Genomic DNA, 25,228 nt, shown 5'->3' with positions numbered 1-25,228 from the left:
GCCGTCAGTCGAAGACGTGTTCGTCGATGCGCTTGCCGCCGGCGAGACCGTGCCAGCCCATCTGGACCATGATGTCGGCGGCGGTGTCGAGGTCGATGTCGCCCTCGGAGATGCGGTCGGCGACGGCCTCACCCGCGCCCACCAGGGCGACGGCCATCAGCTCGAACTCGCGGTCGGTGGCGCGCTCGACGGTGGTGCCCCGGCGCAGCAGGTCCGCGATCATCTCGATCAGTCGTGCGCGACTGGCCGCTATGAGCCCGGCGAACGCAGCCTGACCGGTGGCGACGCGGTACAGCACCCGCCACGAGTCACGGTTCGCGTCGACGAACCGCAGGAACTCGAAGATGACGGTGCGCGCCTGGTCCCGCTGACGCAGACGCGGGTCGAACCCGATGGTCATCGCATCGATGAAGCGGGCGCCCTCGCGGTTGAGACATGCGGCGAAGAGTTCGTCCTTCGAGCCGTGGTAGAGGTACAGCATCGGCTTGCTGATGTCCGCCGCGGCCGCGATGGCGTCCATCGAGGTCTCGCGAAAGCCCTTCTCCGCGAACACCTTGACTGCCGCGTCGAGCATTTGTTGCTCACGGACTGCGCGGGGCAGCCGCTTCGTCCCTCCCGGCATGTTCCACCGCCTCTCACCCGCTCGCCGTCCGAGAAACCGACGGACCGGCCTACAACTTACCAGGCAGTAAGTTATGGACGCGAGAGCGCCGCGGATTCACTCCGCGGAGCCCACCCCTGCATCGCGGGGGAGCCCGCCGCGGTGGTGGACGGCGTGCAGGGCGGCGGCGACGGTCGTCGCCACCAGACCCTCGTCGACGGCACCCAACGCGGGCAGCAGGGTGCGGAGCATCAACGGTCCGATGAGCAGGTCGGCGACGTGCTCGACGTTGTGACCGACCTCGATCTCGCCCCGGGCGGCGGCCTGGTCGATCGCGGTGGCGACCGCGGCGCGACGCGGCGCCATGACGTCGTCGAGGAGTCGGGTCCGCAGCGTCTCGTTGCGGGAGCTCTCCTCGATCAGACCGGGGAGCGCCTTGACGACCAGCGGGTCGGTGAAGAAGGCGACCTGGGCCTGCTGGATGCGTCGCAGGTCGGTGGGGAGATCACCGGAGTCGACGGCCGGGGCGAAGACGAGCCTCGAGCTCATGGCCGCGGAGACGATCTGTGCCAGGGACGCGTACCGGCGGTACACCGCAGGTCGCGTGGTGCCCGCGGCCCGGGCGACCGCGTCGATGGTGGTTGCGCCGTACCCGTTCTCCACGACCATCCGCGCCGCCTCGTCGAGGATGGCGTCGTCGATCGAGGAATCTCTCGGCCGGCCGGTATTGACCATCAAACATTACAGACTGTAACGTAACGTGGCATGAGGACGAGAGTAGCAGCGCAGGGGGTCACCTGTCTTGGGGGGCGCTGCACCCTCGATCGGATGGGGGAGTCCGATGGGTGAGGCCGTGCTGTGGGTGTTGATCATCGTGTCCATCGCGGTGATGACGGCCATCTGCACGATCACGCTCCTCGTCATCTCGCACCTTCGGGACCCGGGGGGGGATCCCGACGGAGCGGGAGACCAGTTCGGCTGGCCGTTGCCGGTCGATCTGGCGTCCGCGGAGACGCGGGCACTACGCGACTGACGAACGGTTTTTACGTGGGGTATGCCGTTCGTCAGGCAGCCGGGGGGCTGTTCACCGCGTAGTGCCCGCGCGGACCATCCGGTCCACGCGGCACTCAGCACGCGCCGGTGGTGCGCAACACGCGTTCCACCGAGTCGTCGACACGCGCGGTCGTGATGCGACCGCTGCGCACAGCCGCCGTCAGACCGTCGAGCACCGACGGGACGGCCGACGTCGTCAGCCACAACGCGAGGTCCGCACCGGCCTCGATCGCCCGTACCACCGCCTCGGTGATGCCGAACCGCGCGGAGATCGCCGCCATCCCGCTGAGGTCGTCGGTGAAGATCGGGCCGTCGTAGGGTCGACCGCCGTACCCGACACCCGTCCGGAGCATGCGCATCGCCGCGGGCGAGATGCTCGCCGGCAACTCGTCGCCGGTCAGTCCCGGCACGATCAGATGACCGACCATCACACCCGTCGCGGGCGGGCCCTCAGGTCCCGGGAGCAGCGTCCGGTACGGCACCAGGTCGTCGGTGCGCAGCTGCGACAGCGGCGGCGTCCGGACCGTGCCCGTGTGGGAGTCGCCCGATCCGTGGCCGTGGCCCGGGAAATGCTTGAACACCGGCATGATCCCGGCGTCGCGGAGGCCGTTCGCGAACGCCGCGGCGTACCTCGCGACCGTGGCCGGGTCGTCGGAGAACGACCGGTCCCCGATCACGGTGTCGTCGGGCTGGTCGCTGACGTCGGCGTCGGGGGCGAGATCGACGGTGATGCCGAGGCGCTTCATCCCCTCCCCCGTCCGGCGGGCGATCGCGCGCACCTCCGCCGGCGTGGACGTCCGGGCCAGGTCGCGCGCCGACGGGCTGTCGATGCCGAGGTCGGCGAGACGCGACACGCGGCCGCCCTCCTGGTCGATGGTGACCAGCACCGGCCGCGGTCCCGACCGCGCGATCGAGCGCAGGCGTCCGTCCGCGTAGATGGACTGATCGGTGCTGCTCTGCAGGAAGATCCCGCCGACGTGCTGATCGCGGACGACCCGTAGCGCATCCGCCGGTCCCGTCACCCCGACGACCAGCAGCGATGCGAGCTTGTCGCGCAGCCCCATCCCGGCGATCGTCGACGTGCACCGCGTCGACGCCACCGCGGAAGCGGGGGCCGCCGCCGACGGTGCAGGAGACGCGGTCGACGACGGCGTCTCGGTGGTGCTCTCGACCCCCGCGGGCTGTGTCGTCGAGCAGGCGGTCGCGGCGACCGCGACCAGGCAGAGCGCGGCGGTGCGCAGGCGCGGACGGCGGTCCCAGGACATGCCGAGCAGTCTCGCACGGGCTCGGCGAACCGGCCCCGAGCAGGGCATATCGGACTATTCTCGTGGTCGGGGGCCGTCGAGAGGAGTCCCGCGATGAGCACCGCAGACACGACTGCCGACCTGATCATGATCGCCTACGACGGGTCGGAGAACGCGGATCGCGCGATCGATCACGCCGCCCGCTTCCTCGCGGGCCGTCGCGCCGTCGTCGTCACCGCCTGGGAGTCCGGCACCCATCAGACGGCGCGGCTGTCGAGCGCGGCCGGGATGCAACCGATGTTCGCCACCGGTGTCGACACCGAGGTCGACGACCTCCTCCACGACGAGGCGCGGCGCATCGTCGACGCCGGGGTCGCCCGCGCCCGGGCCGGCGGCCTCGAGGCGGAGGGGCACCTCGCCGAGGTGTCGACCACCGTCTGGGGTGCGCTGGTGACGGCGGCCGACGATCTCGGTGCCGCCGTCCTGGTCACCGGCACCCGCGGGGCATCGGGTCTGCGCGCGCTTCTGCACAGCTCCGTCGCCGAGGCGGTGCTGCGTCACTGCAGCCGACCGGTGCTGGTGGTACCGGCGAGTTGCGCCGACCGAGGAGCCCCGGTCCGGGCAGGTGCGGATGGTAGCTTGACCCCATGACCGACAACCGCCTCATCGCCGGAGCCGTGGCCGGGATCATGGGCGTCATCGTCGCCATCGCGGTCGTCTTCCTGGGTGGGTTCCTCGCCTCCGACGACACGCCGTCCACGTCGGTCAACAGCTTCAACGCCGACAACGGGTTCGTGAAGGGCTCGGTCGACTACGGCACGCGCGACAACGCCGGGGTTCGGAACTGACCTCTGCCACCTCGGTGGCCGAACGTTCCAGCGACGCAGGGGCGGTCCCGCCCGCCACATCCCGACTGTCCCGACGCGGCGTGTTCGTCGTCGCTGTCGTCTCACTGATCCTCAGCCTGGTGCAGTCCCCCGGCCGGATCGCGGCCGACACCAAGCTCGACCTCGCGATCGACCCGGCCGGATTCCTCGCGCGCGCACTGCATCTCTGGTCGAGCGAGGCCCCGATGGGCCAGGTGCAGAACCAGGCCTACGGCTACCTCTTCCCCCACGGTGCGTTCTTCCTCGTCGGTGACCTGATCGGCCTGCCCGCCTGGATCACCCAGCGGTTGTGGTGGGCGGTCCTCCTCACGATCGGGGTCGTCGGCGTCATCCGCCTCGCCGAGGCGCTGCGCATCGGCTCACCCGGCTCACGGATCGTCGCCGGCGTCGCGTTCGCGGTCAGCCCCCGCGTCCTGACCACACTCGGGTCGATCTCGTCGGAGACGCTCCCGATGATGCTGGCGCCGTGGGTGCTGCTTTCCGTGGTGCTCGCCCTGAACCACGCGGATCCCCCGCACTCGATGCGTCGCCTCGCGCTCGGATCCGCCTGTGCCGTCGCGCTGATGGGCGCGGTGAACGCCGTCGCGACCGCCGCGGCGTGTGGCGCCGCCGTCGTCTGGTGGGCGTGCCATGTCCGTCTGCGCGGACCGGGCGCGCAGCGGTGGCGGACGTTCACCGGGTGGTGGGCCGTGGGCGCGGTCCTCGCCTGCGCCTGGTGGGCGGTGCCGCTGCTGATCCTGTCGCGGGTCAGCCCGCCGTTCCTCGACTTCATCGAGTCGTCCCGGGTGACGACGCGATGGACGTCGTTGGTGGAGGTGCTGCGCGGGACCAGTTCCTGGACGCCGTTCGTCTCCCCGGACCGGGTGGCGGGCGCCGTCCTCGTCTCGTCGCCGACCGCGGTCCTCGTCACCGGCGCCGTCGCCGCAGCAGGTCTCGCCGGTCTGGCGATGCGGTCGATGCCCGCCCGCGGCCGCCTCGTCACCGTCGGGGCGGTCGGGCTGGTGCTGCTGTGCGCCGGGTTCGAGGGTCAGATCGGTTCTCCCGTCGCCGAACCCGTGCGGTCCTTCCTCGACGGAGCGGGTGCGCCCCTGCGCAACATCCACAAACTCGACCCGATGATCCGACTGCCGATCGTGCTGGGCATCGCGCATCTCCTCGCGCGGATGCCCCTGCCCGGCACCGTGGATCGCCGGGTGGCGCTGCGCTCCTTCGTGCATCCCGAACGCTCACGGACCGCGTCGGCGACCATCGTGTTCCTCCTCGTCCTCGTCGGCGCCGGTTCCACCGCATGGACCGGGTCGCTGGCACCGCAGGGATCGTTCCGCTCCATCCCCGGCTACTGGTCCGACGCCGCGACGTGGTTGCAGGACCACGCCGGACCCTCGTCGACGCCGTCGCGGGCGCTCGTGGTGCCCGGGGCGCCGTTCGCCTATCAGACATGGGGTTTCACCCGCGACGAGCCGCTGCAGCCGCTGACGCACACACCATGGGCGGTCCGCGACGCGATCCCCCTCGTGCCTCCCGGCGCGATCCGTGCGATGGACTCCGTGCAGCGGCAGATCGCCTCGGGCCGAGCGTCTCCCGGTCTGGCCGCCACGCTCGCCGAGCAGGGCATCGACTACGTCGTGCTCCGGTCGGATCTGGCGCCCACCACCTCGCGGTCCGCGCGTCCGATCGTCGCGCGTCAGACCCTGGCCGGATCGCCCGGCCTGCGCGAGGTGGCGTCGTTCGGGCCGGAGATCGGACCCCGGGCGATCCGCGGTGTCGTCGGCGACGACGGACTCGCGCCACCGATGACCGCGATCGAGATCTGGTCCGTCACACCGGCTGTCCCGGGACAGGGGTTCGACGGCACCGGTCCGGGACTGGTCGACCTCGCCGCGATGCCCCGGGTCATCGGTGGCCCCGAGGCGATGGAACGTCTGCAGGACCAGGCCGCGCGTGGTGCCGGGCCGCCGCTGGGACCGGCTCTGCTCGACGCCGACGCGCGCCGCGCGGGCCTGCCGGACGCCCCGGCCGTCGTCACCGACACACCGATGTCCCGTGAGACCGACTACGGACGCGTCGACGACCACAGCTCCTCGGTCCGCGCGCCCGACGACCGCCGCTCCACCCAGAACTCCGTGCCCGACTACCCGGTCGACGGTGCCGAGCCGGTCACCGGACAGTGGTTGCTCGACGGACAGCCCGATCAGGTGTCGGTCACCGCGTCCGGGTCGGCCTCGGACGCGACACAGCTCGGCCAGACCTCGCCGGCGAACTCGCCCGCCGCGGCGTTCGACGGCGATCCGAACACGTCGTGGATCAGCCGCGACCTCGACGCCGCCGTCGGACAGTGGCTCCAGGTCGACTTCACGCGTCCGCGGTCGGACCTGTCGGTCACCATCACCCCGGGACGCTCACTCGGCCCCGCGGTGACCGGGCTCCTGGTGTCCACCGAGGCGGGAACGGCGGTGGCGCAGGGGATCACGCCGGGACAGCCGGTGACCGTGGCCGCACCCAGCGGCCCGACACGGTGGCTGCAGGTGCGAGCCATCTCGACCGCCACCGGTCGCGCCGGCAGCCAGTTCGCGATCGCCGAGATGCGCCTGAAAGACACCGGGACCGGCCGGGACCTCTCGATCAGCCATCGCACCGTCCTACCCGAACTGTCGGCGGGACAACCGGTCTCGGGCTGGTCCCTGGGTCAGGACGGGTCGCGGTCGGCGTGCGCCGTCGGCCCCGACATCACGCGCTGCTCGGCCGGCCTCGGCCTGGCACCGGAGGAGCCGGGACTCTTCGAACGCGTCCTGTCGGTCCCCACCCCGACCGCGGTGACGCCCCGGGTGTGGCTGCGATCGGCGTCGGGCACGGCGCTCGACGACCTTCTCCGCGACCCGCGGTACGCCTCGGTGACCGGTACGTCGTCGGTGACCGACCCCCGCGGATCTGCGGATGCCGTCGTCGACGGGGACCCCGGCACCACGTGGGTCGCGTCCGGCGACTCCACCAAACCCGGTGCCGCGGACGCGTCGGTCCGCATCTCGCTGCCGTCGCCACGACGCGTCTCGGGTCTGACGGTCGTCGCCCCTCAGGGCCGCTACCCCGCCCGACCGACGCGCATCGGCGTCGACCTCGGCACGGGACGCCAGATCCGCACGCTGCCCGCCGACGGTCACATCGATCTGGACCCGGCCGTCACCGACACGATCACGGTGTCCGTCGTCGCGTTCGACGACCTCGTCGACGTCAACAGCCTCGGTTTCGCCGACCCCGCGCCGCCCGGCATCGCCGAGATCCGCCTCGACGGTGCGCCGATGCCCACCGCGCCGGCGGATCGCGTCGTCACCGTCGGCTGCTCGGACGGGCTCGCGATGTCGATCGGGGGTCGTCGGATCCCGTTGTCGCTGAGCACCACCGCACGACGGCTGCTCTCCGGGGACGCAGTGGCCGCGACCCCCTGCGACCACGGCCCCGTCCCCCTGTCCGCGGGCCGGACGTCGGTGTCCGTGTCACCGACGGACGCGTTCACCGTCGACTCGCTCACCCTCCAGTCCTCGGCCGACCTCACGTCCCCGACCGACACCGTGCGACCGGTGACACCCCGGACCTGGGGTCCGGACTCGCGGACCGCCGACATCGATCCGTCCGCGGCGCAGCGCGTGTTCGTCGTCCCGGAGTCGACCAACCCCGGATGGCGCGCGACCCTCGACGGCCGCGCCCTCTCCCCGATCGTCGTGAACGGATGGCAGCAGGGGTGGATCCTCCCCGCCGGCACGTCCGGCACGCTGCGGCTCGAGTACCCGCTCGACAAGCCCTACCGGCTCGCACTGCTGATCGGGTTGATCGCTGTCGCAGCACTGTTCGCCGCGGCACTGTGGCCCGACCGTCGTCGTCGCGCGCCAGGGGCGCCGATCGCCGCGCCCCACGCGCCGACGCTCGCGGTGGTCGGTGCCGCGGCGGCCCTCGTGGTGTTCGGCGGCTGGGTCGGTGTCGTCGTCGGCGCGATCACGGCTCCGACCGTCCTCGCGCTCCGGCGTCGACGGCCCCGCGCCGTGCCGCTCGTCGTCGCCGGCGCGTTCGGTCTGGGCGTCGCCGGACTGTCGTGGGGTCCGTGGGCGTCCGGGGACCCCTACACCGGGTTCGACTGGTGGGTCACGCTTCCCGCGCTCGTCGCGGTGGCTGCACTGGCGACCGCGGTCCTCTCCGCCCCGCGCTCCTGGCTCCGACGTTCCCGCTCGCGCACGGCGCGACGGGCCGGGTCCTCGACGAGTCCGTAGCTCGCCGCGGACACGCCGATGGTGACGATCACCGTGACCAGCCAGACCGACCACATGGTGCCGCCGAACAGCGCGAAGCCGACCAGCGGGAAGACGACCGCGAGCACCGCGAGATGCCAGATGAAGATCGCGTAGGACCATCGACCGAGGGTCTGCATCGCCTCCGACGCGAGGAACCGGTGCCGCCCGGGCGCCAGCACGAGCGGCGCGAGGAGGGCCCACCCCAGAACCGCACCGAGCGCGGTCTTCACCGCGAACTCGGCTGCGGTCACCGTCCCCAGCCCAGACGGGCCCGCAACCGGCGTACACGCGACGGCGTATACCACCACGGCGAGAACCGCCATCGGGACGCGGCGGGTGGACAACCGTCGGAGACGGCCGCCGGAATCGGAGGCGGCGACCTCCGCGAGGACGGTGCCCGTGAGGAACCACGGCAGGTATCCCGGCAGCCACAGGGTGCCGGACACGCCGTCGGTGAGTGGCAGGTGATGGGCCACGAACGCCCACCCGAGGGAGATCACCGCGACCATGAGCATCACCGGCACCCGCAGGCGGGCACGCGGACCACGGAGCCGGACGAGGAACCAGGCGAGCAGAGGCAGGGCGACATAGAAACTGACCTCGACCGCGAGGCTCCACATCTGGGTCAGCCCGGACACGAGCGCGTACGGCACGTAGACCTGGAGAAGGGTGAGGTTCGCCAGCCACGTCAGCGCGCTGGCACCTCGCGCCGCCGGGACCAGCGCCAGCACCACGAGTACGACGACGACATACGCCGGGAGAATGCGCACCGCGCGGTGCCGCAGGTAGCGCCGGACGCCCGGCGCGGGCGGCCCCCCGCGAGCGGCGGCGGCGTGGGGGCGCCACAGCAGAAACCCCGACAGCGCGAAGAAGAGGGCGACGGCGAGGTCGAGTCGCCCCCAGATCGCCCCCATCACCGAGCCGTCGACCGATCGGGTCTGGAACGCCACATGGGTGGTCACGACGCCGAGGGCAGCGAGTGCCCGCATGCCCTCGAGCGCCGGGATGAACCGCGGAGGCCGGAAGGGAGGGGTCGGGGCGTGCATCGGCGACGACGCTACCCCCGCTGTGAGCCGTCCCGGCATCACGCGCAGCACCGCGGATCCGGACAGGGTGACTGTTAGTCTCGCTCGCAGGGTGGAGCATCGTGCCTGCCAGGGGTGTCCCCGACTCGAAGGAGCGCGTGCCATGGCGACAGGCCGGATGTCGGCCCGGGACCTGCTCGGTCCCGTACTCATCTTCCTGGGCGCTCTGCTCGTGGTGGCGGCGATCGCCATGCCGCTGTACCTCGTGGGGCAGCTGCAGAAGACCCCCATGGACACCGACTACACGACGGTGTCCACGTCCCAGCGCTCCGACGGCAGCACCACCAGCGCCGCACTGCCCGCGCAGATCCTGAACCGCTGCTCGCTCACCGCATCCCGGCCCGAGGTGTCGCCCGCGGCGCTGACGCAGCAGCAGCGCGTCGTCGTCGTCAAGCCCGCCGGCGCCGATCGCGTCACCTTCCAGGCGGGCACGTCGACCCGCATCAACCAGGTGCAGATCTCCGGTGAGACCGTCACGCCCAGTTCCGATTCCACCAGCGGTGGCGGCTGCCTCGGCGCGCTGCTGTCTGCCACCGTCGACCGTGTGACCACCAACCGCACCAGCGGCGCCGCGGCTCTCGGTGGCGGGGGCAGCTCGGAGGTCCAACTCGACGCGTCGACCAAGTCGATCTCGGTGCCGGACCGTCGGGGTGTGCAGTACAAGTTCCCCTTCGGCACGTCGTCGGGGAAGCGGTACATCTACTTCGACCTCGCGTCGCGGACCACCAACCCCCTCACCTACGTCGACTCCACAGAGATCGCCGGCGTGAAGGTGCTGCACTTCCAGCAGAACGTCCCCGAGGCCAACCTCGCGCAGCTGCGCGACGCCAACGACTCGACGCCCGCGGGGACCCAGCTCTCGCAGGCGGCGTCGTGGTACGGCGGGTTCCCCGGCATCGACAACCGTCAGAAGCTGCCGGCCGACCTGTACCGCACCACCACGCGTGACCTGTATGTCGAGCCGGAGAGCGGCACGATCGTCAACGACCGCGAGCGGATCCAGGAGTACTACCGGATCTCCGGCGTCAGCAGCGACGCCCCGGAGGCGCTGCGCAACTACAAGCTGACGAACCTCGACGTCACGTTCGCCTACGACCAGAACACGCAGCAGTCGCGGGCGGCGGCCGCGAAGGACCTGTCGTCGCCGATCAAGCTGTACGGCCGCTGGCTGCCGATCGCGTTCGGCATCGTCGGCGCGCTCATGCTGATCGCGGGCATCGTCCTGCTGCTGCGCGGTCCCCGGACGCCGGCCGCGGTGGTCGCCGGTGACGACCCCTACTACCCCGTCGCCACCCCCGACGAGGACGAGGAGACCCGTCAGTTCGATCGCCGCGGGCACGACGGCTTCTCCGATGCCGACGCGCCGACCGAGGCCCGGCCCGACCTGCGCAAGCGTGGGTCGGACGGGGCGGCCGGCGGGGCGGCCGGGACCGGTCCCACCGACGACGACGCAACGCAGCAGTTCCCTCGGGTCTCCGACGACGGGCCTCGCGTCGGCTGGTCGTCGCCGGACGGCCCGGACTCCGGCCGTGAGGCGGACGGACCGGGCGATTCGGAGACCCGCCCCGACGACCCCTGGCGACGCCCCAACGGCTGACCCGGCAGAGTCACCACCCACCGCCGCCCGCGACCACTCCGGTCGCGGGCGGCGGTGTCGTTTCGCCCGCTTGCTCCCCTGGTGTCGCTGCTCACAGCCGACCCCGATCACCTTGACGCCAAAGTGGTAGTCACTAACACTAGTGACCGAGCGTCAGTTGGTGGCGCGTATCGATTCAGTCCGAAAGGCCTCGTCATGGCATCCCTCCTCTTCCGGGTCGGGCGGTTCTGTTACCGCCACCGGTGGTCGGTCATCGCGGCGTGGGTGTTGGCCCTCGTCGTCACGGCGTCGCTCGTCGGCGTCCTCAAGCCCACGTTCGCCAAGGACTTCAGCCTCCCGGGCACCGACTCGGGCACGGCCACCTCGCAGGTCGAGAAGTACTTCCCCGAGGTCCAGAAGCAGCAGATGCAGGCCTCGACGAGCGTCCTGGTCGCCGCGCCGGACGGCCTCGCGAACCACACCGCGCAGATCGACGAGCTCGTCTCCGATCTGAAGGGCCTGCCCGAGGTCACGAACCCGCAGACGATCGTGAACCCGGTCGTCGCCGCACAAGCCGACCCGACGGTCGCCCGGCAGGTCCTGGGCGACAACGGTCGCGTCGGCCTGATCCAGGTCCGCCAGGGCATCGAGGTCACCGACCTGAAGGTGGCCGACAAGGAGAAGCTGACGTCGATCCTGTCCGAGAACCGCGGTGGCGGCCTCCAGGTCGAGGCGACCGGTTCACTGATGCAGGCCCAGGAGCCGCCGGGCAAGGCCGAGGCCATCGGCTTCGCGGTGGCGTTCGTGGTCATGATCGTCGCGTTCGGCGCGCTGGTGGCGTCGTTCATCCCGCTGATCACCGGCCTGGTCGGTGTGGGCCTGACGATCATGCTGGTCACGCTGGGTGCGGAGTTCCTGTCCATCAACCAGACGGCGACAGCCATCGTCACGATGCTGGGCATCGCCGTCTCGATCGACTACGCGCTGTTCATCGTGTCGCGCTACCGGACCGAACTGCGCAAGGGCGGTGATCCCGCCGACGCGGTCGGTCGCGCGGTGGGCACCGCGGGATCGGCGGTCGTCTTCGCCGGCCTCACCGTCGCCATCGCCGTCGTCGCGCTGACCGTCATCGGTATCCCACTGATCACCCAGATGGGTTCGGGCGCAGCGATCGCCGTCGGTGTCGCCGTCCTCGGCGCGCTCACCCTGATCCCCGCGCTGCTCGGTGCGGTGAAGCGGTTCGCGTTCACCCCGCGCATCCCGTGGATCAAGCACGCCGAGCCCGCCGCAGACGTCGACACGATGGGTGTCCGCTTCGGCCGCATGGTGGTGAAGCGTCCGCTCCCGTTCGTCATCGTCGGCCTCGCCGTGCTCGCGATCGCCGCCATCCCGGCCACGAAGATGGAACTCGGCCTGTCTCTGAGCAACGACGACGAGGCCCCGGCACAGGCACTGCTGGCCAAGGGCTTCGGTCAGGGCATCAACGGGCCGCTGCTGGCCGTCGTCCACTCGACCGACGGGAAGCCGATCGCGCAGATCGCCCAGCAGACCGTCGACCACGTCAAGGGACTGAGCGACGTCGCGAACCCGGAGACGCTGCGGTTCATCCCGAACCAGGTCGGCGACACCGCGCTCATCACGGTCACCCCGACCAGCGCGCCGGCGGCCGAGGCGACCCACACCCTGATGGAGAACATCCGCGACTTCACCCCGACAGTCGAACGCTCGGGTGCCGAACTGCACGTCGGTGGTCAGACCGCGATCACGTCCGACCTGTCGGCGAAGCTCAACTCGGCGCTCATCCCCTACCTGATCGTGGTGGTGGGCCTGGCGTTCCTGGTGATGATCGGCGTGTTCCGATCGCTGTGGGTGCCGCTCATCGCCACCGTCGGCTTCCTCTTCTCGGTCGCGGCGACGTTCGGTCTGACGGTCGCGATCTTCCAGGAGGGATGGCTCGGCCTGGTCAGCAACCCGCGCGAGATCCTGTCGTTTCTCCCGATCTTCGGCATCGGCGTGGTGTTCGGGCTGGCGATGGACTATCAAGTGTTCCTGGTGACACGGATGCGCGAGGAGTTCGTGCACGGGTTGTCGACGAAGGAGGCGATCATCGCGGGATATCGACACGGCTCCCGTGTGGTCACCTCGGCCGCCATCATCATGATCAGCGTCTTCGCCGCCTTCATGCTGGCACCGGACACGACGTCGAAGATGATCGGGTTCACCTTGGCCGCCGCAGTCCTGTTCGACGCCTTCGTGATCCGCATGATGGTCGTCCCAGCCTGCATCGCCCTCCTGGGCGACAGGGCGTGGTCGCTGCCGAAGTGGTTGGACCGCTTCGTGATCGACTTCGACATCGAGGGCACCAAGGTCGTCGACCGCGGCGTCCCGACGCCGGTGCGGGAGCGGTCGGCGGAGCCGGCGGTGCAGGGGTCGTAGATGTCGCTGACCACACCCGCCGACGAGGACGGCACCGGCTCGCGCACCGGTGACCGTCCCGTCGGTCTGCGGGAGCGCCACAAGCGTCGGACACGCGCAGCCCTGCGCGCTGCGGCACTGAAGCTGTCGCTGGAACAGGGGTACGCGGCGACGACGGTCGAGCAGATCGCCGCGGCCGCGGAGGTGTCACCGACGACGTTCTTCCGGTACTTCCCGTCGAAGGAGGACGCCCTCGTCGGCGACGACCTGCTCGAGGAGCGGCCACCGATGTTCGTCGGTGCACCGTCGGGGATGTCGGCGTTCGACCTCGTCCGCTGGGAGGTCCGCAACCTGTTCGAGTGGGCCGCGACCGACGAGTGGGCCGGCAACCGGGACCGCGCGCGACTCATCCGTTCCGACCCGGCGCTCACCGCGGCGCAACAGGATCTGTTCGAGCAGCGACTCAGCGAGGGCACGAAGGTCCTGGCCGAGTACCTCGGACGTCCGCTCGACGACTTCGGCGTCCGTGTCTTCCTCGGCGCGGTGACCGGGGCGATCAACCAGGTGGTGGACCCCGAGGAGGACCCCGAGCCCGACGTCGCGGTGAAGGCCGTCATGGACGTTCTCGACCTCCTGGAGCGCGGAATCCCGCTCTGACCGGCGACAAGGGTGAGAACCGCCGCTCGGTGGTAGACGTGGAGGGGACGGCGCTTCAGCCACCGGCCTCGTCTCGATGTCATCGCCTCACCCCACGACCCGAGCCGGAGCCACACATGCCCTCAGTCGAACGCACCTTCTCCACCACCGCACCCCGCGCCGCCGTCGTCGAGTACCTCGCCGATTTCGGCCACGCCGAGGAGTGGGACCCGGGAACCGAACGTTGCACTCGTGAGGACGACGGCCCCGTCCGCGTCGGGTCTTCCTGGCACAACGAGTCGAAGATCGCCGGTGTGAGCACCGAGCTGACCTACACGCTCACGGAGTTGACCGACAGCCGGATCGTGCTGGTGGGCAAGAACGACACCGCCACGTCGACCGAGACCATCACCGTCGCCGACGCGACCCAGGACGGCGCCCGCGGCAGCACGATCACCTATCAGAACGACGTCGAACTCAACGGGGCGGCGAAGCTCGCCTCGCCGGTCGTCAAGGTCCTCTTCGAGAAGCTCGGCAACGACACCGAGAACAAGCTCGTCGAGGTGTTGGACGCGTTGCCCGCGTCCCGCGGTGCCTGACCGCGGATCGGTCCCGACCGAGCACGTCGACGTCGCCGTTCTGGGCGGCGGCAACGCGGGAATCGCCGTCGCCGCGCATCTGCGTCGCCGCGGTGTGCACCGCATCGCGATCGTCGAGCCGTCGACGACGCACACGTACCGCCCGCTGCTGAACTACGTCGGTGGTGGCGAGGCCCGATTGCCTGCCGCACAGCGAGCGCAGTCGGCGGTCACGCCGGCCGGATGCCGATGGATAAGGTCCGCGGTCCAAACCGTAACGCCAGCAGCAGAACCCGACGGCGACCATCTCGTGGACTGCGCCGACGGGACGCGGTTGCGGTGTCGCGATCTGGTGGTCGCAACCGGACTCGTCCCCGACGACGAGGCACTGCCCGGAGTCGCCGAGGCGCTCACCACCCCGGCCGTGGTGAGCAACTACCTCGATGCGGCGACGCGCACATGGACCGGAGTCCGCGACCTCGCCGGACGCGGCGGCCACGCCGTGTTCACCCTGCCGCGACCACCGGTGAGCTGCTCGGCCACCACGCTCAAGCCGTTGTTCCTCGCTCTCGACCACTGGGACACCCACGGATCCGGCGTCTGGGCAACGGTTCTCGTCGATCGCCCGACCCTTGTCGGGGTGGACGATCTGGATCGGACCATCCTGTCCGCCCTGGACGACCGCGGCGTCCGTGTCCGGTTCACCACCTCCGTCGTCGGTCTCGATCCCGCGTCGTCGCGCATCCGGGTTCGCGGGGCCGACGGCACCGAGGAATTCGTCGACTACGACCTGCTGCACCTCGTGCCGCCGTATCGCGGCGGCCGGTACATCGAGGCGGCGGGACTGGCGGGTGCCCACGCCGGCCTCGTCGACGTGGACCCGGAGACGTTCGTGCACAGGCGGTTTGCGCGCGTCTGGTCTCTCGGTGACTGCGCGGACCTCGGGACCGACCCGTCCGGCGGGGCCCTTCGGAAGCAGGCACCGGTGTGCGCGCACAACATCGTCGCGTCACGCCGCAGGGCCGAGTTGCGCCGTTACGACGGGTCCACCGTCGCCCCGGTCACACTCGGTCGGCACCGGGCGATTCTCGGCGAGTTCGATCGCACCCGCAGGATGACGTCGACGCTGCCCTCGTTCCTGAACCCGCTGAAACCGCGCGTGCTGACGTGGGCGTTCGACCGGTATGTGCTGCCACAGGTCTATTGGCGACTCATCCTGCGCGCGCTGGCCTGAGCCGGCGCCGCGGTGCCGATCGCCTTGTGCTGTGACCGGTCACACACGGTCTTTCGCCATCCGACCAAGCCGAACGGCCGACCGCACCGAAGAGGACATGACGGCACCGTCGCCCGGCCACACGAGCGGACCCAGGTGCCCGGCGTCCGCGGCGACCTGTCGCGAGACACTCTCGTCAGGAAGAACCGCCATGAAGATCTCGTATCGCAAGACCGTGGTCGCCGCGGCCATCGCCGCCGTCGCCATCCTCCCCGCCGCCGCCTGCTCCAGCGACGACTCGTCCTCGGGCAGCTCGTCGTCCACCGCCGCATCGGCCTCCGCCCCGGAATCGTCTGCCGCGCAGAGCACCCCGGCACCGGTGGCCACCGTCCCGGCCCTCACCGGTCGCGACACCGCCGTCGCCCTGGACACCGGCTTCACCGACGCCCTCACCGCCCTCAAGCTCACCCCCGGCGTGGTCGGCGGCGCCAAGCTGGAGAACGGCTCGCTGGTCTTCCCGATCACCGGCGGCAACGTCACCTACTACACGCCCGGATCGATCCAGCCCTACGTGCAGGGCATCATCGACCACAAGGGCGCGGGCTTCTCGCTCACCGGTGGCGGCAAGACCGTCGACATCACCAACCTGACCATCGACCCGGGCACCTCCAAGCTCATGGCCGACGTCAGCGTCGACGGCACCGTCGCCGCCACCCAGGCGATCGTGTTCGATCTCGACGGCAGCACCCTCAAGCCGCTGCAGACTAACCCCGACGGCACCGCCGTCCTCGAGGGCACCCGCGTGCTGATCTCCGAGACCGCAGCCGGCCTGCTCAACCAGACCTTCGCCACCGACGCCGTCAAGGCCGGTCTGCTCGTGGGCATCGCGAAGATCACCATCAACACCAAGTGACACACACCGACTCCGGTCGGTGAGTACACGAACGACAGCGGCCGCCGGGACTTCCCGGCGGCCGCCGTCGTGCGTGCGGGAGACATGCCGTCAGCGCGCGTTCGGACCGATGTCGAGGAGCTGCTCCACGAATCCACCGATCTGGGCATCGCGGTCGACGAGGTGGACCTCGAGGATCCAATGGCATTCCAGACCGGCGCGGTCGCGGCGGCGCATCGGCTGCGTCGATCCCGGCGCGACGTAGCAATCGATCTCGGCGCCGGAGATGTGCTTGTGCGGGAACTCGCCCACCAGGTGACCGGCGATGCTTCCGCCGAACTCCCACCCTGCGTCCGCTGCGAGCCGGCACGTGTGCTCGTACAACTGCTCGCCGGTGATGTCGGGCGTCGCGGCGAAATGGTCACGCGCACCGTCCCACACGGTCTGCAGCGCCGCGGCGAGCGCGTGTTTGTGCGGGTCGTCGCCGACGACGTAGGTGCGCCCGACGTCGGCCTCCCACTTCTCGAGGACCGGTCCGAAGTCGAGGAACACGATGTCGTCGGCACCGATCACCCGGTCCGGCGGGTTCTCCGCGTATGGGTGCAGCGTGTTCGGTCCGGCCCGCACGATCCGCTTGTGCCAGAACCGATCCACCCCGAACCGGTCCGCGGCGAGGTCACGTACGGCATCGCTCGCTGCGCGCTCCCCCACGCCGGGGACGAGGATGTCGCGCGCGACGACGGCGTCGAACAGTTCGAGCGCACGCGCCTCGGCGTCGACGAGACGCGCGATCCGCACATCCTCGTCGGTCTCGACCCCGGACGTCATTTCACCAGCGGGGCAAGCGTCTTCCCGGTCAGCTCGACGATCCCCGGGATGTGCCCGTTCGCGACGAGGTTGACGCAGACGCCGTCGATGCCCTTTCCGTCGACCTTCGGGTCGAGGATGCGGCGCTGGACCTGCTCGGCGATGTCGTCTGGGGTCCCGACGAAGTGGCGGGCGGTGGCCGTCGCCCGCTCGTCGTCGTCGAGGTCGTCGAGGTCGACGCCGGTCTTGCGGAGGAACTCCTTCTGCAGTTCCCGTGCGGTGTCGCCGTTCTCGTCGATGATGACGAACGCCAGGTAGCTGGTCTCCAGGCTGTCGCGGTCGCGGCCGGCCTCCTCGCACCGCTTGGCGAGTGCCTCCAGCTTGCGGGGGATCTCGTCGTCGCCACAGATCACGTTGAGATGGTCGGCGTACTTCGCCGCGAGGCCGAAGGTCTTCTTCTCGCCGCCACCGCCGAGCATGATCGGCAGGTCGTCACGAACGCGCGGCTCGTTGCGGGTCCCGTGCGCCTGGTACCACTCACCGTCGACCTCGGGGTGCCGACCACGCAGCATCGGCTCGATGATGCTCAGCGACTCCTCCAGCCGACGGAACCGGTCGGCGAAGGTGCCGAACTCGTACCCCATCTGCTGGTGCTCGAGCTCGTACCAGCCGGCACCGATCGCCAGCACCGCGCGCCCGCCGCTCATCACGTCGAGGGTGGTCACGGTCTTGGCCAGCATGGCCGGATTCCGGTAGGTGTTGCCGGTGACGAGCGTCGACAGCTGGATCCTCTCCGTCGCCGTCGCGAGCGCGCCGAGCAGCGTGTAGGCCTCGAGCATCGGCTCCTCGGGAGCCCCGATGCCGGGGAGTTGATAGAAGTGGTCCATCACCAGCACGGTGTCGAAGCCGCTGGCCTCGGCCTCGCGGGCCTGGGCGATCACGGTCGGGCCGATGTCGGCCGCGGTGCCGGGGTAGGTGAAGTTGGGGATCTGGTAACCGAGGCGGATGCTCACCCGATCCACAGTAGGCCCGCCCGCACGGTCCTGGCGGGCAGTCTGATCAGCTCCCGAACGGGCTGGGCTTCGGGGTCGCGACGGGGTACGCCGCGACGCGCATGATCACTGACCCCACGCAGGGCCCCGACGCGATGTCGGTCCGCCACGAGCCGGCGAACGTGCCGTCCGGCTGCGGGGTGTAATACGCGACCGAGTGCGCGGGGGCGTACACCTTCGGCTTGTCGGGCCCCATGTAGCAATCCCACTGCCAGTCGTAGACATGGACCCATGAGGCCCCGTCGAAGGTGTAGCGGGCCGGTTGCGGCAGGGTGGTGTTCGCCGGCGCCGGACCGGCGACGACGGTGGCGGTGCACGTCTCGCCGACGCACGCCGTCTGGAACCGGTAGACGTCGGAGAAGTCGGGCTCGCGCTGTGTGGCGGCCAGGCTGGTCCCGGACTTCGTCGCCGCGAATCGCTTGAGCGACCAGTCGCCGTTCCAGGATGGTTGCGCCGCCGGCGCCGACCCCACTCCCGCCAGCATCGCGACCAGCACCCCGAGCACGATCACGATCGTCGTCCGCATCCGCGCAGTAGACGCGCATCCGGCCGGTTTGTCCACATCTGCCGACCGATCGGCGATCTCAACCGAGGTGGGTCAGCTGATCCATCAGCTCCGCACGGTTGCCGTTCACCTCCGAGTCACGCAGCGCCCGCGCGTGGTCGACAACGAGCTCGTCGTCGTCTTTCGCCAGCAGTTCCATGGTCTCGGCGACGAACTCGTCGAGCGGCATGGCCCACTCCGCGGTCGACTGCCCCGGCGCGAACTCGGTCTGGACGGCCGGCGGGATGATCTCGCGGACTCGGACACCACTGTCGCGCAGCTGGAGTCGCATCGAGTCGGTGAACGAGTGGACGAACGCCTTCGTCGCCGAGTAGGTCGGCATCGGCGCGAGCGGTGTGAACGCGAGGCCCGACGACACGGTGACGATCGACCCCGACCCCACCTGTGCGAGATGCTCGGTGAACGCACCGATCAGCCGAACGGTGCCGAGGATGTTGGTGGTCACCATCCGTGCAGACGCGTCGACGAAGTCGCCGGAGGTGAGGTCCTCGGGCTCGGAGAAGCCGGCCATCGTGATGAGCGTGTCCGTGGCGGGGAATCGCTCGATCACATCGGCCGCAGCAGCCGTGATCGACGCGGGATCGGCGACATCGACGACGACCGTCCCGATGCCGGGATGCTCGGCGGCGAGCTCGTCGAGCAGGGCCTGACGACGTCCTCCGGCGATGACGGTCGCGCCGGCGTCGTGCAGGGCGACGGCGAGCGCGCGGCCGATGCCCGAGGTCGCGCCGGGGATGACGACGGTACGTCCGCTGATCTGCATGGGATCTCCTGGTGTCTCGTGCCGGGACCCGATGTCCTGGCGGTGACACCAGTCGACCGTCGCGGCGCCGCCCGGGGAAGGCACCGCCGATCGGGGGACCGCCGGTCCCTGGATACCTGTCGCGCCGACCGGCCATGCTGGACGGACACGTCGACGAGGGAGGTGGGGTGTGGACCGCACCGGACTGGCCGAGTTCCTGACCCGCAGGCGGGAGGCACTGCAGCCGGAGGACGTCGGGCTGCCACGGGGCGAGCGCCGACGGACGCCGGGCCTGCGCCGCGAGGAGGTCGCGATGCTCGCCGGCATGTCGACGGACTACCTGAGCCGCCTCGAACAGCAGCGCGGGCCGCAGCCGTCGGATCAGATGCTCACCGCGATGGCCCGCGCTCTGCACCTCTCGCTGGCCGAACGCGATCACCTGTTCGCGCTGGCCGGACACGCCGCCCCGCAGCGCGTCGCCCGCGGCGACCATGTGCCGCCGGGTCTGCTGCGCATTCTCGACCGCCTCGACGACACCCCCGCGATGGTGGTCACCAGCGCCGGGGAGACGCTGGTGCAGACCCGTCCCGCGACCGCACTGCTGGGCGACGAGACACGGCACACGGGTCTGGCCCGCAGCGTCGTCTACCGGTGGTTCACCGATCCCGAGAAGCGTTCCCGTGTCCCCGCGGAGGACCACGACCACCACAGCCGGGCGCACACCGCTCGTCTGCGCCGCGCGGTCGCGGTGGAGGGTGAGCGGTCGCGCCCGGCGGAGATCAGCCGCGCGCTGCTCGCGGAGTCGGACGAGTTCCGCACGGTGTGGGAGCAGCACGACGTCGACGTCGCGCTGGAGACCAGCTCGAAGCGGATCGCGCACCCCGAGTTGGGGATCGTCGAGGTGAACTGTCAGACGCTCGTCGACCCCGACCAGGGGTTGTCGTTGCTGGTGTACACGGCGACACCCGGGAGCCCGAGCCACGAGAAGCTGGCGATGCTCGCGGCGGTCACCCCGGTCTGACCGGCAATCGCATGGTGGCCACGGTCGCGGCTGCCGCGGAGACCACCGCACACGCCGCCGCGATGGTCGCGAGCCCGACGACCGAGTGAGCGCTGGTGAGGATGACGATTACCTCGACGACGAGCACGGCCCAGGGGATCGCTGCCACGCGCGTCCGCCGGCGGGCGATCGCGGCGAGCAACGCGACCTGCAGGACGGCCATCGCGCCACCGCCGATCGCGAACAGCCACAGCAGCCCCGCGACAGGCCGGTAGTCGTCGCCGACGACGATCGGGACCAGTGGGCCGCCGATCGCCGCACCCACGGACGTCAGCGCCGAGAGCCCCAGCAGCACGAGGACCGCGCCCCGCAGGGCAGACGCCGACCGCTGCGCGTCGGCGAGGCGGGGGAACACGACGAGACCGACGGCCTGCGGCAGCCAGTAGGCGACTTTCGCGGCGACCGTGCCGAGGGCGTAGACCCCGGAGTCGCTCTCGCTGAGCACCACCCGGCTGAGCAGCAGGTCGACCGACGTCGCGGTGACGAGCACCAGCTGCACCTGCGACGCGTGCATCACCGATCGGGCCGACAACCCGGCCAGTCCCCCGTCGTCCCCGTCGACGACCAGCGACCGCACCTGTGTGATGACGAGCCCGACCGCCGCGACCGCACCGAGCATGGTCGCTACGAGCGCCGACGCCGCCTGCCCGCCGAACGCGAGTGCCACGAGCGGCGGCATGGTGCGCACGACGCCGACGAGCCCGATGACCCACGCGAGCGCGCGGAAGTGTTGGTGGCCCTGCAGGATCCCCTGCCCGACCGAGATCAGCACGAGAAGTGGAGCGACGGTGAACGCCGCAGCCGTCGCGAGCAGGCCGGTGTGCGCGACGGTCATGAACGGCCAGACGGCGACGGCCGCGATCAGCGCGACCGCGACCGCGGTGATCGCACCGAGCCGCACCAGTGACCGCGTCGACCGTCCGGCGACCACCTCACGCGCGGTCACCGCCTGGATGGCCAGCGCCGGGACCCCGAGCACCAGCGTCGCCTGCAGCAGCACCGCGAACTCGCCGTACTGATCCGGCGACAGCCACCGTGACGCCGGCAGGTGCACGAAGTAGGCACAGACATTGGCGACCATCGAGCCCACGGCCACCTGCCCGACCGAGGAGACCAGAGAGCCCGACGACCCCGACGCGCGCGGGCGTCGGCGCAGCCAGGTGGTCACGGGGTCGAGTCTCGCAGGTCGCGCTAGGGTCGCCGACCATGGGCCGCAGGGGCGCCGGCGGGGCGATATGGGCGTCGTCCGTCGGCCTGTCCGCGCTGATCGTGGCCCCGCTGTGGTCGGGCGGGTACCTGCTCTACCGGGACGCGGTGTCGACGCCGCGCAACCACGTCACCGACAGCGCACTCGGTCTCGGCGACCTGCCCGCGCGGGCCGTACCGCAGGACTGGGCGGTGGCCGTGCTCTCTCAGGTCCTCGACGGCGGGCTGGTAGTAGTCGGGCTGACGACCCTGGCGCTCGTCCTCGCCGGAGTCGGTGCGGGCAGGCTCGCCCAGCGACTGCTCCCCGCCGCCGGGACCCCGGGCGCACTGGCCGCCGTCGCGGTCGCCATCTGGAACCCGTTCGTCGCCGAGCGTCTGCTGCAGGGCCAGTGGAGTCTGCTGCTCGGTCTCGCGGCGATGTTCGGGGTCGCGCTCACGGGTCTGGACTGTCGATCCCTGGGCGGCATCCACAACTGGATCAGACTGGCCGCCTGGTGTGCGGTCGGGGCGTTCACGCCGACGGGAGGGCTGTTCGTCGCGATCGTCGCGGCTGCCGTGATCGTCGTGCCGACGCTGCTCCGCCGACAGGTCCGGCCGACCGTGCTCACCGCCGTCGTCCTGGTCGTCGCGAATCTGCCGTGGCTCGTCGCGTCGCTGCTCGCCACCGCTCCCACCACCTCCGACGCCGACGCCGTCGACGTCTTCGCGGCCCGCGCCGAGCCGACGCTGGGAACCCTGCTCACCCTCGCCGGGCTGGGCGGCATCTGGAACGCCGACGCCGTGCCGGGCAGCCGCACCATCGGGTGGGCGGGTGTGGCGACGATGTGCCTGCTGGTGGTCGTCGCAGCGGGCGTCCCGGCTCTCCTCCGTCGACGCCACCGATTGCCGCTGGTCGACGAGCTGTCTGTGACCGCGGTTGCGGCGCTGGTGCTGTGCGCTCTCGCCGCGACCGGTCCCGGGCGCTCGGCGCTCGGCCACCTCGTCGACACCGTGCCTGGCGTCGGGCTGCTGCGCGACACGTCGAAGTTCGTCGCGCTCGCGATCCCGATCTACGCGGTGGCGGCGGCCGCTGCGGTGCAGCTGGTCGGCCGATGGGTTCCGCGCGGGGCCGCGGCGGGTGTCGCGGTCCTGCTCGTCGTCGCACCGCTGCCCGACCTCGCGTGGGGCGTGGGTGGCGACATCGCGACGGTCCGCTACCCGGCCGACTGGTCCGTCGTCGCCGACGAGATCCCGGACGGGTCGGGCGACGTCGTGACGGTGCCGACGGGCACCAACCGTCGGTACGCGTTCACCGAAAGCGCCGTGTCCCTCGACCCGGCCGGTCGCCTGCTGCGGGTCCCCGTGCTCGCCGGTGGTTCGCTCGTCGTCGACGGCCGGACAGTCGACGCTCCTCCGCCGGACTCCCGCGCAGCGCAGGCCGATCGCATCGTGACCGGCGGTGGGAGCGCACCCGAGCTGGCGCGGCTCGGCGTCGGATGGGTGCTGGTGGAGGAGAACGCGTCGAACGGTCGGTGCGAGGACGTGCCCGTCACGGGACTGCGGTGTGTGCACGAGGGCCGCGACCTCGTCCTGCTCCGTGTGCCCGATCCGGTCGTCGTGCGGGTGAGCACCGTCGATCGCGGGACGATGTGGGCGGCACACCTCGTGTGGCTCGCCGCGATCGTCGTCGGAATCGCCGCGGCGACCCGACGTCGGCTGATCCAATGGCGGGGTGCCCGACGCTGACGCCCCCACCCCCGCCGACGACATCGCGGCGATCACGCGCCTGAAATACCGCTACCTCCGCACCCTCGACACGAAGCGCTGGGACGAGTTCGCCGAGACGCTCACCCCCGATGTCACCGGCACCTACGGCGCGTCCCTCGACTTCGAGAACCGTGACACCCTCGTCGACTTCATGCGGACGTCGCTCGGGAGTGACGTCATCATCACCGAGCATCACGCAGGGCACCCCGAGATCGACGTGGACGGCGACACCGCGACCGGCCGCTGGTACCTGCAGGACCGGGTGATCGCGGCGAGCATGAACTTCATGCTGTTCGGCGCGGCGTTCTACGACGACACCTATCGGCGCACGTCGAACGGGTGGCGGATCTGCCGGACCGGCTATCAGCGGACCTACGAGGCGACGCTGTCGCTGGCCGACGTGCCGAGCTTCTCCCTCTCGACCGGTCCGGCGATCCTCCTGCCCGACGCCGCCACCTCCAGCACCGACAGCACCGCGTCGGCCGTCGCGGACCAGGAATAGTCGGCGACGCGATCGCAGCCGGCCGATCCGAGCGCGGCGCGGCGGTCGGGATCGAGCAAGAGGTCGCGGGCCGCGTGCGCGAGGTCGTCAGGGCCGTCGACGAGGAGTCCGGTGATGCCGTCGACGATCGAGTCGGTGAGGCCCCGCGACGAGCGGTAGCCGATCGTCGGCACGCCGTGCTGCGCGGCTTCGATGACGGCGAGCCCCCACCCCTCTGTGCGGGACGGCATCAGGTGGACCTGCGACTGCGCGAGCACCGAGTGTTTGACGGTCTCGTCGACGTGGCCGTGGAAGGTGACGTGGTCGCCGACGCCGAGGTCGGTCGCGGCCGCGCGGAGGTTGGGTGCCCACCAGCCGTCGCCGACGATGTCGAGGTGGACGTCCGGGATGTCGTGGCGCAGGCGCGCGACGGCCGCGAGGGCGTCCTCGATCTGCTTGTGCGGGACGAGGCGCGAGACCACACAGAGGCGGTGTCCCGACGTCGGTTGCGGCGCTCGCGTCCCGGCCGGCACGTCGTCGGCGCCGGCCCGGACGACGGCGACGCGATCACGGTCGACGCCCAGCAGCAGCAGGTCGTCGGCCGACGGCGTCGAGACCGTCAGGTACTGGTGCCGACGGTGCACCCGCGGCGACAGCCAGGACTCGACGAACCAGCCGAACGCGCCCAGAAGCCGACCCGCGACGGGCCACTGCGCGCGGTGACAGTGGTGGACCAGCACGACGATCGGTGATCGGGAGGCGGCCTTCGCGAAGAACGGGATGCCGTTCTGGGTGTCGACGACGACGTCGGGGCGGATGCCTTTCAGCGGGCCGAACCCGAGACGGCCGGCGGCGATCGCCGCCAGCGCCCGGGGGTAGACGGTCAGGCGGCCGCCGCCGCGGGATATGCGGATTCCCTCACGGACCTCGTCGCGGGCCGCTCCGCGGTAGCCGGCGGTGCGCAGCGTGACCCGGATGCCGCGATCGGCCAGCTCGGCGCCGACGCGCTCGAGGTAGCGCTCACTGCCGCCACCCTGGGGGTGTCCGGTGTCGCGCCAGCACAGCAGCAGCACGTCGCGGACGGTCGGTTCGGGCACCACGCCGCCCAC

General features: G+C 71.0%; 21 protein-coding genes and 2 pseudogenes. 13 read left to right on the top strand and 10 right to left on the bottom strand.

Going from position 1 to position 25,228, the window contains the following annotated elements; translation table 11 throughout:
* Positions 1-4: 4 nt before the first annotated feature.
* Entirely contained in the window at positions 5-622 is a 618-nt protein-coding gene (locus tag Q1A98_RS03905) for a TetR/AcrR family transcriptional regulator (RefSeq protein ID WP_299570019.1), read from the bottom strand.
* Between the two features lie 96 nt (positions 623-718).
* Entirely contained in the window at positions 719-1,336 is a 618-nt protein-coding gene (locus Q1A98_RS03900; RefSeq protein ID WP_299570017.1) for a TetR/AcrR family transcriptional regulator, read from the bottom strand.
* 106 nt (positions 1,337-1,442) lie between these two features.
* On the opposite strand from Q1A98_RS03900, the gene Q1A98_RS03895 reads away from it, so the two are divergent.
* On the top strand, positions 1,443-1,634 hold the full coding sequence (locus Q1A98_RS03895; RefSeq protein ID WP_299570015.1) for a hypothetical protein: 192 nt from the start codon (positions 1,443-1,445) through the stop codon (positions 1,632-1,634).
* Between the two features lie 94 nt (positions 1,635-1,728).
* Here the strand turns inward: Q1A98_RS03895 and Q1A98_RS03890 are convergent, their stop codons facing one another.
* Positions 1,729-2,919, bottom strand: a complete 1,191-nt coding sequence (locus tag Q1A98_RS03890; protein ID WP_299570013.1) for a glycoside hydrolase family 3 N-terminal domain-containing protein — start codon at positions 2,917-2,919, stop codon at positions 1,729-1,731.
* A 93-nt stretch (positions 2,920-3,012) separates the two neighbouring features.
* Here Q1A98_RS03890 and Q1A98_RS03885 point away from each other — a divergent pair, with 93 nt between their 5' ends.
* The 3 genes from Q1A98_RS03885 to Q1A98_RS03875 are packed head-to-tail and all read left to right on the top strand — an operon-like array spanning position 3,013 to position 8,044.
* Positions 3,013-3,549: a universal stress protein gene (locus Q1A98_RS03885; protein ID WP_299570012.1), complete on the top strand. Its 537-nt coding sequence runs from the start codon at positions 3,013-3,015 to the stop codon at positions 3,547-3,549.
* Positions 3,546-3,746: a DUF2613 domain-containing protein gene (locus Q1A98_RS03880; protein WP_253646884.1), complete on the top strand. Its 201-nt coding sequence runs from the start codon at positions 3,546-3,548 to the stop codon at positions 3,744-3,746. Before Q1A98_RS03885 ends, Q1A98_RS03880 begins: the two co-directional genes overlap by 4 nt.
* A gap of 14 nt (positions 3,747-3,760) precedes the next feature.
* A complete protein-coding gene (locus tag Q1A98_RS03875) occupies positions 3,761-8,044 on the top strand; it encodes an alpha-(1->3)-arabinofuranosyltransferase (RefSeq protein WP_299570011.1) in 4,284 nt (1,427 codons plus the stop codon).
* A 14-nt stretch (positions 8,045-8,058) separates the two neighbouring features.
* Here Q1A98_RS03875 and Q1A98_RS03870 read toward each other — a convergent pair.
* Positions 8,059-9,111: pseudogene (locus Q1A98_RS03870) on the bottom strand (acyltransferase); the annotation flags it as partial.
* 142 nt (positions 9,112-9,253) lie between these two features.
* On the opposite strand from Q1A98_RS03870, the gene Q1A98_RS03865 reads away from it, so the two are divergent.
* The 6 genes from Q1A98_RS03865 to Q1A98_RS03840 all read left to right on the top strand — a co-directional run bounded on the left by Q1A98_RS03865 (position 9,254) and on the right by Q1A98_RS03840 (position 16,481).
* The gene (locus Q1A98_RS03865) at positions 9,254-10,747 is read left to right on the top strand and encodes a DUF3068 domain-containing protein (protein ID WP_299570009.1); all 1,494 of its coding nucleotides are present in this window, start codon (positions 9,254-9,256) and stop codon (positions 10,745-10,747) included.
* Between the two features lie 195 nt (positions 10,748-10,942).
* A complete protein-coding gene (locus Q1A98_RS03860) occupies positions 10,943-13,162 on the top strand; it encodes an MMPL family transporter (RefSeq protein WP_299570008.1) in 2,220 nt (739 codons plus the stop codon).
* Positions 13,163-13,798: a TetR family transcriptional regulator gene (locus tag Q1A98_RS03855; protein ID WP_299570007.1), complete on the top strand. Its 636-nt coding sequence runs from the start codon at positions 13,163-13,165 to the stop codon at positions 13,796-13,798.
* Between the two features lie 116 nt (positions 13,799-13,914).
* Entirely contained in the window at positions 13,915-14,376 is a 462-nt protein-coding gene (locus Q1A98_RS03850) for an SRPBCC family protein (RefSeq protein ID WP_299570006.1), read from the top strand.
* Positions 14,369-15,589: an FAD/NAD(P)-binding oxidoreductase gene (locus Q1A98_RS03845; RefSeq protein ID WP_299570004.1), complete on the top strand. Its 1,221-nt coding sequence runs from the start codon at positions 14,369-14,371 to the stop codon at positions 15,587-15,589. Before Q1A98_RS03850 ends, Q1A98_RS03845 begins: the two co-directional genes overlap by 8 nt.
* A 190-nt stretch (positions 15,590-15,779) precedes the next feature.
* On the top strand, positions 15,780-16,481 hold the full coding sequence (locus tag Q1A98_RS03840; protein ID WP_299570002.1) for a hypothetical protein: 702 nt from the start codon (positions 15,780-15,782) through the stop codon (positions 16,479-16,481).
* 90 nt (positions 16,482-16,571) lie between these two features.
* Here Q1A98_RS03840 and Q1A98_RS03835 read toward each other — a convergent pair whose 3' ends face one another.
* Genes Q1A98_RS03835 through Q1A98_RS03820 form a run of 4 tightly spaced genes read right to left on the bottom strand, consistent with a single transcriptional unit; the run spans position 16,572 to position 19,647 of the window.
* Positions 16,572-17,288: a M24 family metallopeptidase gene (locus tag Q1A98_RS03835; RefSeq protein ID WP_299570000.1), complete on the bottom strand. Its 717-nt coding sequence runs from the start codon at positions 17,286-17,288 to the stop codon at positions 16,572-16,574.
* Positions 17,285-18,280 carry an LLM class F420-dependent oxidoreductase gene (locus Q1A98_RS03830; protein WP_299569998.1) on the bottom strand — a complete coding sequence of 332 codons (996 nt, stop codon included), beginning with the start codon at positions 18,278-18,280 and terminating at the stop codon, positions 17,285-17,287. The genes Q1A98_RS03835 and Q1A98_RS03830 overlap by 4 nt, the downstream gene beginning before the upstream one ends.
* A 46-nt stretch (positions 18,281-18,326) precedes the next feature.
* The gene (locus tag Q1A98_RS03825) at positions 18,327-18,845 is read right to left on the bottom strand and encodes a hypothetical protein (RefSeq protein ID WP_299569996.1); all 519 of its coding nucleotides are present in this window, start codon (positions 18,843-18,845) and stop codon (positions 18,327-18,329) included.
* 58 nt (positions 18,846-18,903) lie between these two features.
* The gene (locus tag Q1A98_RS03820; protein ID WP_299569995.1) at positions 18,904-19,647 is read right to left on the bottom strand and encodes an SDR family NAD(P)-dependent oxidoreductase; all 744 of its coding nucleotides are present in this window, start codon (positions 19,645-19,647) and stop codon (positions 18,904-18,906) included.
* A 169-nt stretch (positions 19,648-19,816) separates the two neighbouring features.
* Between Q1A98_RS03820 and Q1A98_RS03815 the strand changes: the two genes are divergently transcribed.
* Complete coding sequence (locus Q1A98_RS03815; protein WP_299569993.1) at positions 19,817-20,647, top strand: helix-turn-helix transcriptional regulator; 831 nt, start codon at positions 19,817-19,819, stop codon at positions 20,645-20,647.
* Here Q1A98_RS03815 and Q1A98_RS03810 read toward each other — a convergent pair.
* Positions 20,634-21,854 (bottom strand): polysaccharide biosynthesis protein, encoded by a 1,221-nt coding sequence (locus Q1A98_RS03810; protein ID WP_299569991.1) that lies wholly within the window; start codon positions 21,852-21,854, stop codon positions 20,634-20,636. The two genes, Q1A98_RS03815 and Q1A98_RS03810, sit on opposite strands and share 14 nt — an antisense overlap.
* Before the next feature lie 38 nt (positions 21,855-21,892).
* Here Q1A98_RS03810 and Q1A98_RS03805 point away from each other — a divergent pair, with 38 nt between their 5' ends.
* Both Q1A98_RS03805 and Q1A98_RS03800 read left to right on the top strand, forming a co-directional pair.
* Positions 21,893-23,617, top strand: a complete 1,725-nt coding sequence (locus Q1A98_RS03805) for a hypothetical protein (protein WP_299569990.1) — start codon at positions 21,893-21,895, stop codon at positions 23,615-23,617.
* Positions 23,604-24,080: pseudogene (locus tag Q1A98_RS03800) on the top strand (nuclear transport factor 2 family protein); the annotation flags it as partial. The gene Q1A98_RS03805 and the pseudogene Q1A98_RS03800, both read left to right, overlap by 14 nt.
* Here the strand turns inward: Q1A98_RS03800 and Q1A98_RS03795 are convergent.
* Positions 24,011-25,219, bottom strand: coding sequence for a glycosyltransferase family 4 protein (locus Q1A98_RS03795; protein ID WP_299569989.1), 1,209 nt, complete (start codon positions 25,217-25,219; stop codon positions 24,011-24,013). The pseudogene Q1A98_RS03800 and the gene Q1A98_RS03795 overlap by 70 nt on opposite strands.
* Between the last annotated feature and the right edge of the window lie 9 nt (positions 25,220-25,228).

The organism is uncultured Williamsia sp., from assembly GCF_947494875.1.
In the GTDB taxonomy this organism is placed as follows: Bacteria; Actinomycetota; Actinomycetes; order Mycobacteriales; family Mycobacteriaceae; genus Williamsia_A.
The sequence above is the reverse complement of the archived record's forward strand: the minus strand, read 5'-3'. Positions and strand labels throughout refer to the sequence as shown.

Coding starts and splice junctions, on each gene's coding strand:
- Q1A98_RS03835 (WP_299570000.1), bottom strand. CDS start 17,288: ATGACGTCCGGGGTCGAGACCGACGAGGATGTGCGGATCGCGCGTCTC.
- Q1A98_RS03880 (WP_253646884.1), top strand. CDS start 3,546: ATGACCGACAACCGCCTCATCGCCGGAGCCGTGGCCGGGATCATGGGC.
- Q1A98_RS03855 (WP_299570007.1), top strand. CDS start 13,163: ATGTCGCTGACCACACCCGCCGACGAGGACGGCACCGGCTCGCGCACC.
- Q1A98_RS03805 (WP_299569990.1), top strand. CDS start 21,893: ATGGGCCGCAGGGGCGCCGGCGGGGCGATATGGGCGTCGTCCGTCGGC.
- Q1A98_RS03905 (WP_299570019.1), bottom strand. CDS start 622: ATGCCGGGAGGGACGAAGCGGCTGCCCCGCGCAGTCCGTGAGCAACAA.
- Q1A98_RS03900 (WP_299570017.1), bottom strand. CDS start 1,336: ATGGTCAATACCGGCCGGCCGAGAGATTCCTCGATCGACGACGCCATC.
- Q1A98_RS03820 (WP_299569995.1), bottom strand. CDS start 19,647: ATGCAGATCAGCGGACGTACCGTCGTCATCCCCGGCGCGACCTCGGGC.
- Q1A98_RS03885 (WP_299570012.1), top strand. CDS start 3,013: ATGAGCACCGCAGACACGACTGCCGACCTGATCATGATCGCCTACGAC.
- Q1A98_RS03860 (WP_299570008.1), top strand. CDS start 10,943: ATGGCATCCCTCCTCTTCCGGGTCGGGCGGTTCTGTTACCGCCACCGG.
- Q1A98_RS03865 (WP_299570009.1), top strand. CDS start 9,254: ATGGCGACAGGCCGGATGTCGGCCCGGGACCTGCTCGGTCCCGTACTC.
- Q1A98_RS03840 (WP_299570002.1), top strand. CDS start 15,780: ATGAAGATCTCGTATCGCAAGACCGTGGTCGCCGCGGCCATCGCCGCC.
- Q1A98_RS03895 (WP_299570015.1), top strand. CDS start 1,443: ATGGGTGAGGCCGTGCTGTGGGTGTTGATCATCGTGTCCATCGCGGTG.
- Q1A98_RS03850 (WP_299570006.1), top strand. CDS start 13,915: ATGCCCTCAGTCGAACGCACCTTCTCCACCACCGCACCCCGCGCCGCC.
- Q1A98_RS03890 (WP_299570013.1), bottom strand. CDS start 2,919: ATGTCCTGGGACCGCCGTCCGCGCCTGCGCACCGCCGCGCTCTGCCTG.
- Q1A98_RS03825 (WP_299569996.1), bottom strand. CDS start 18,845: ATGCGGACGACGATCGTGATCGTGCTCGGGGTGCTGGTCGCGATGCTG.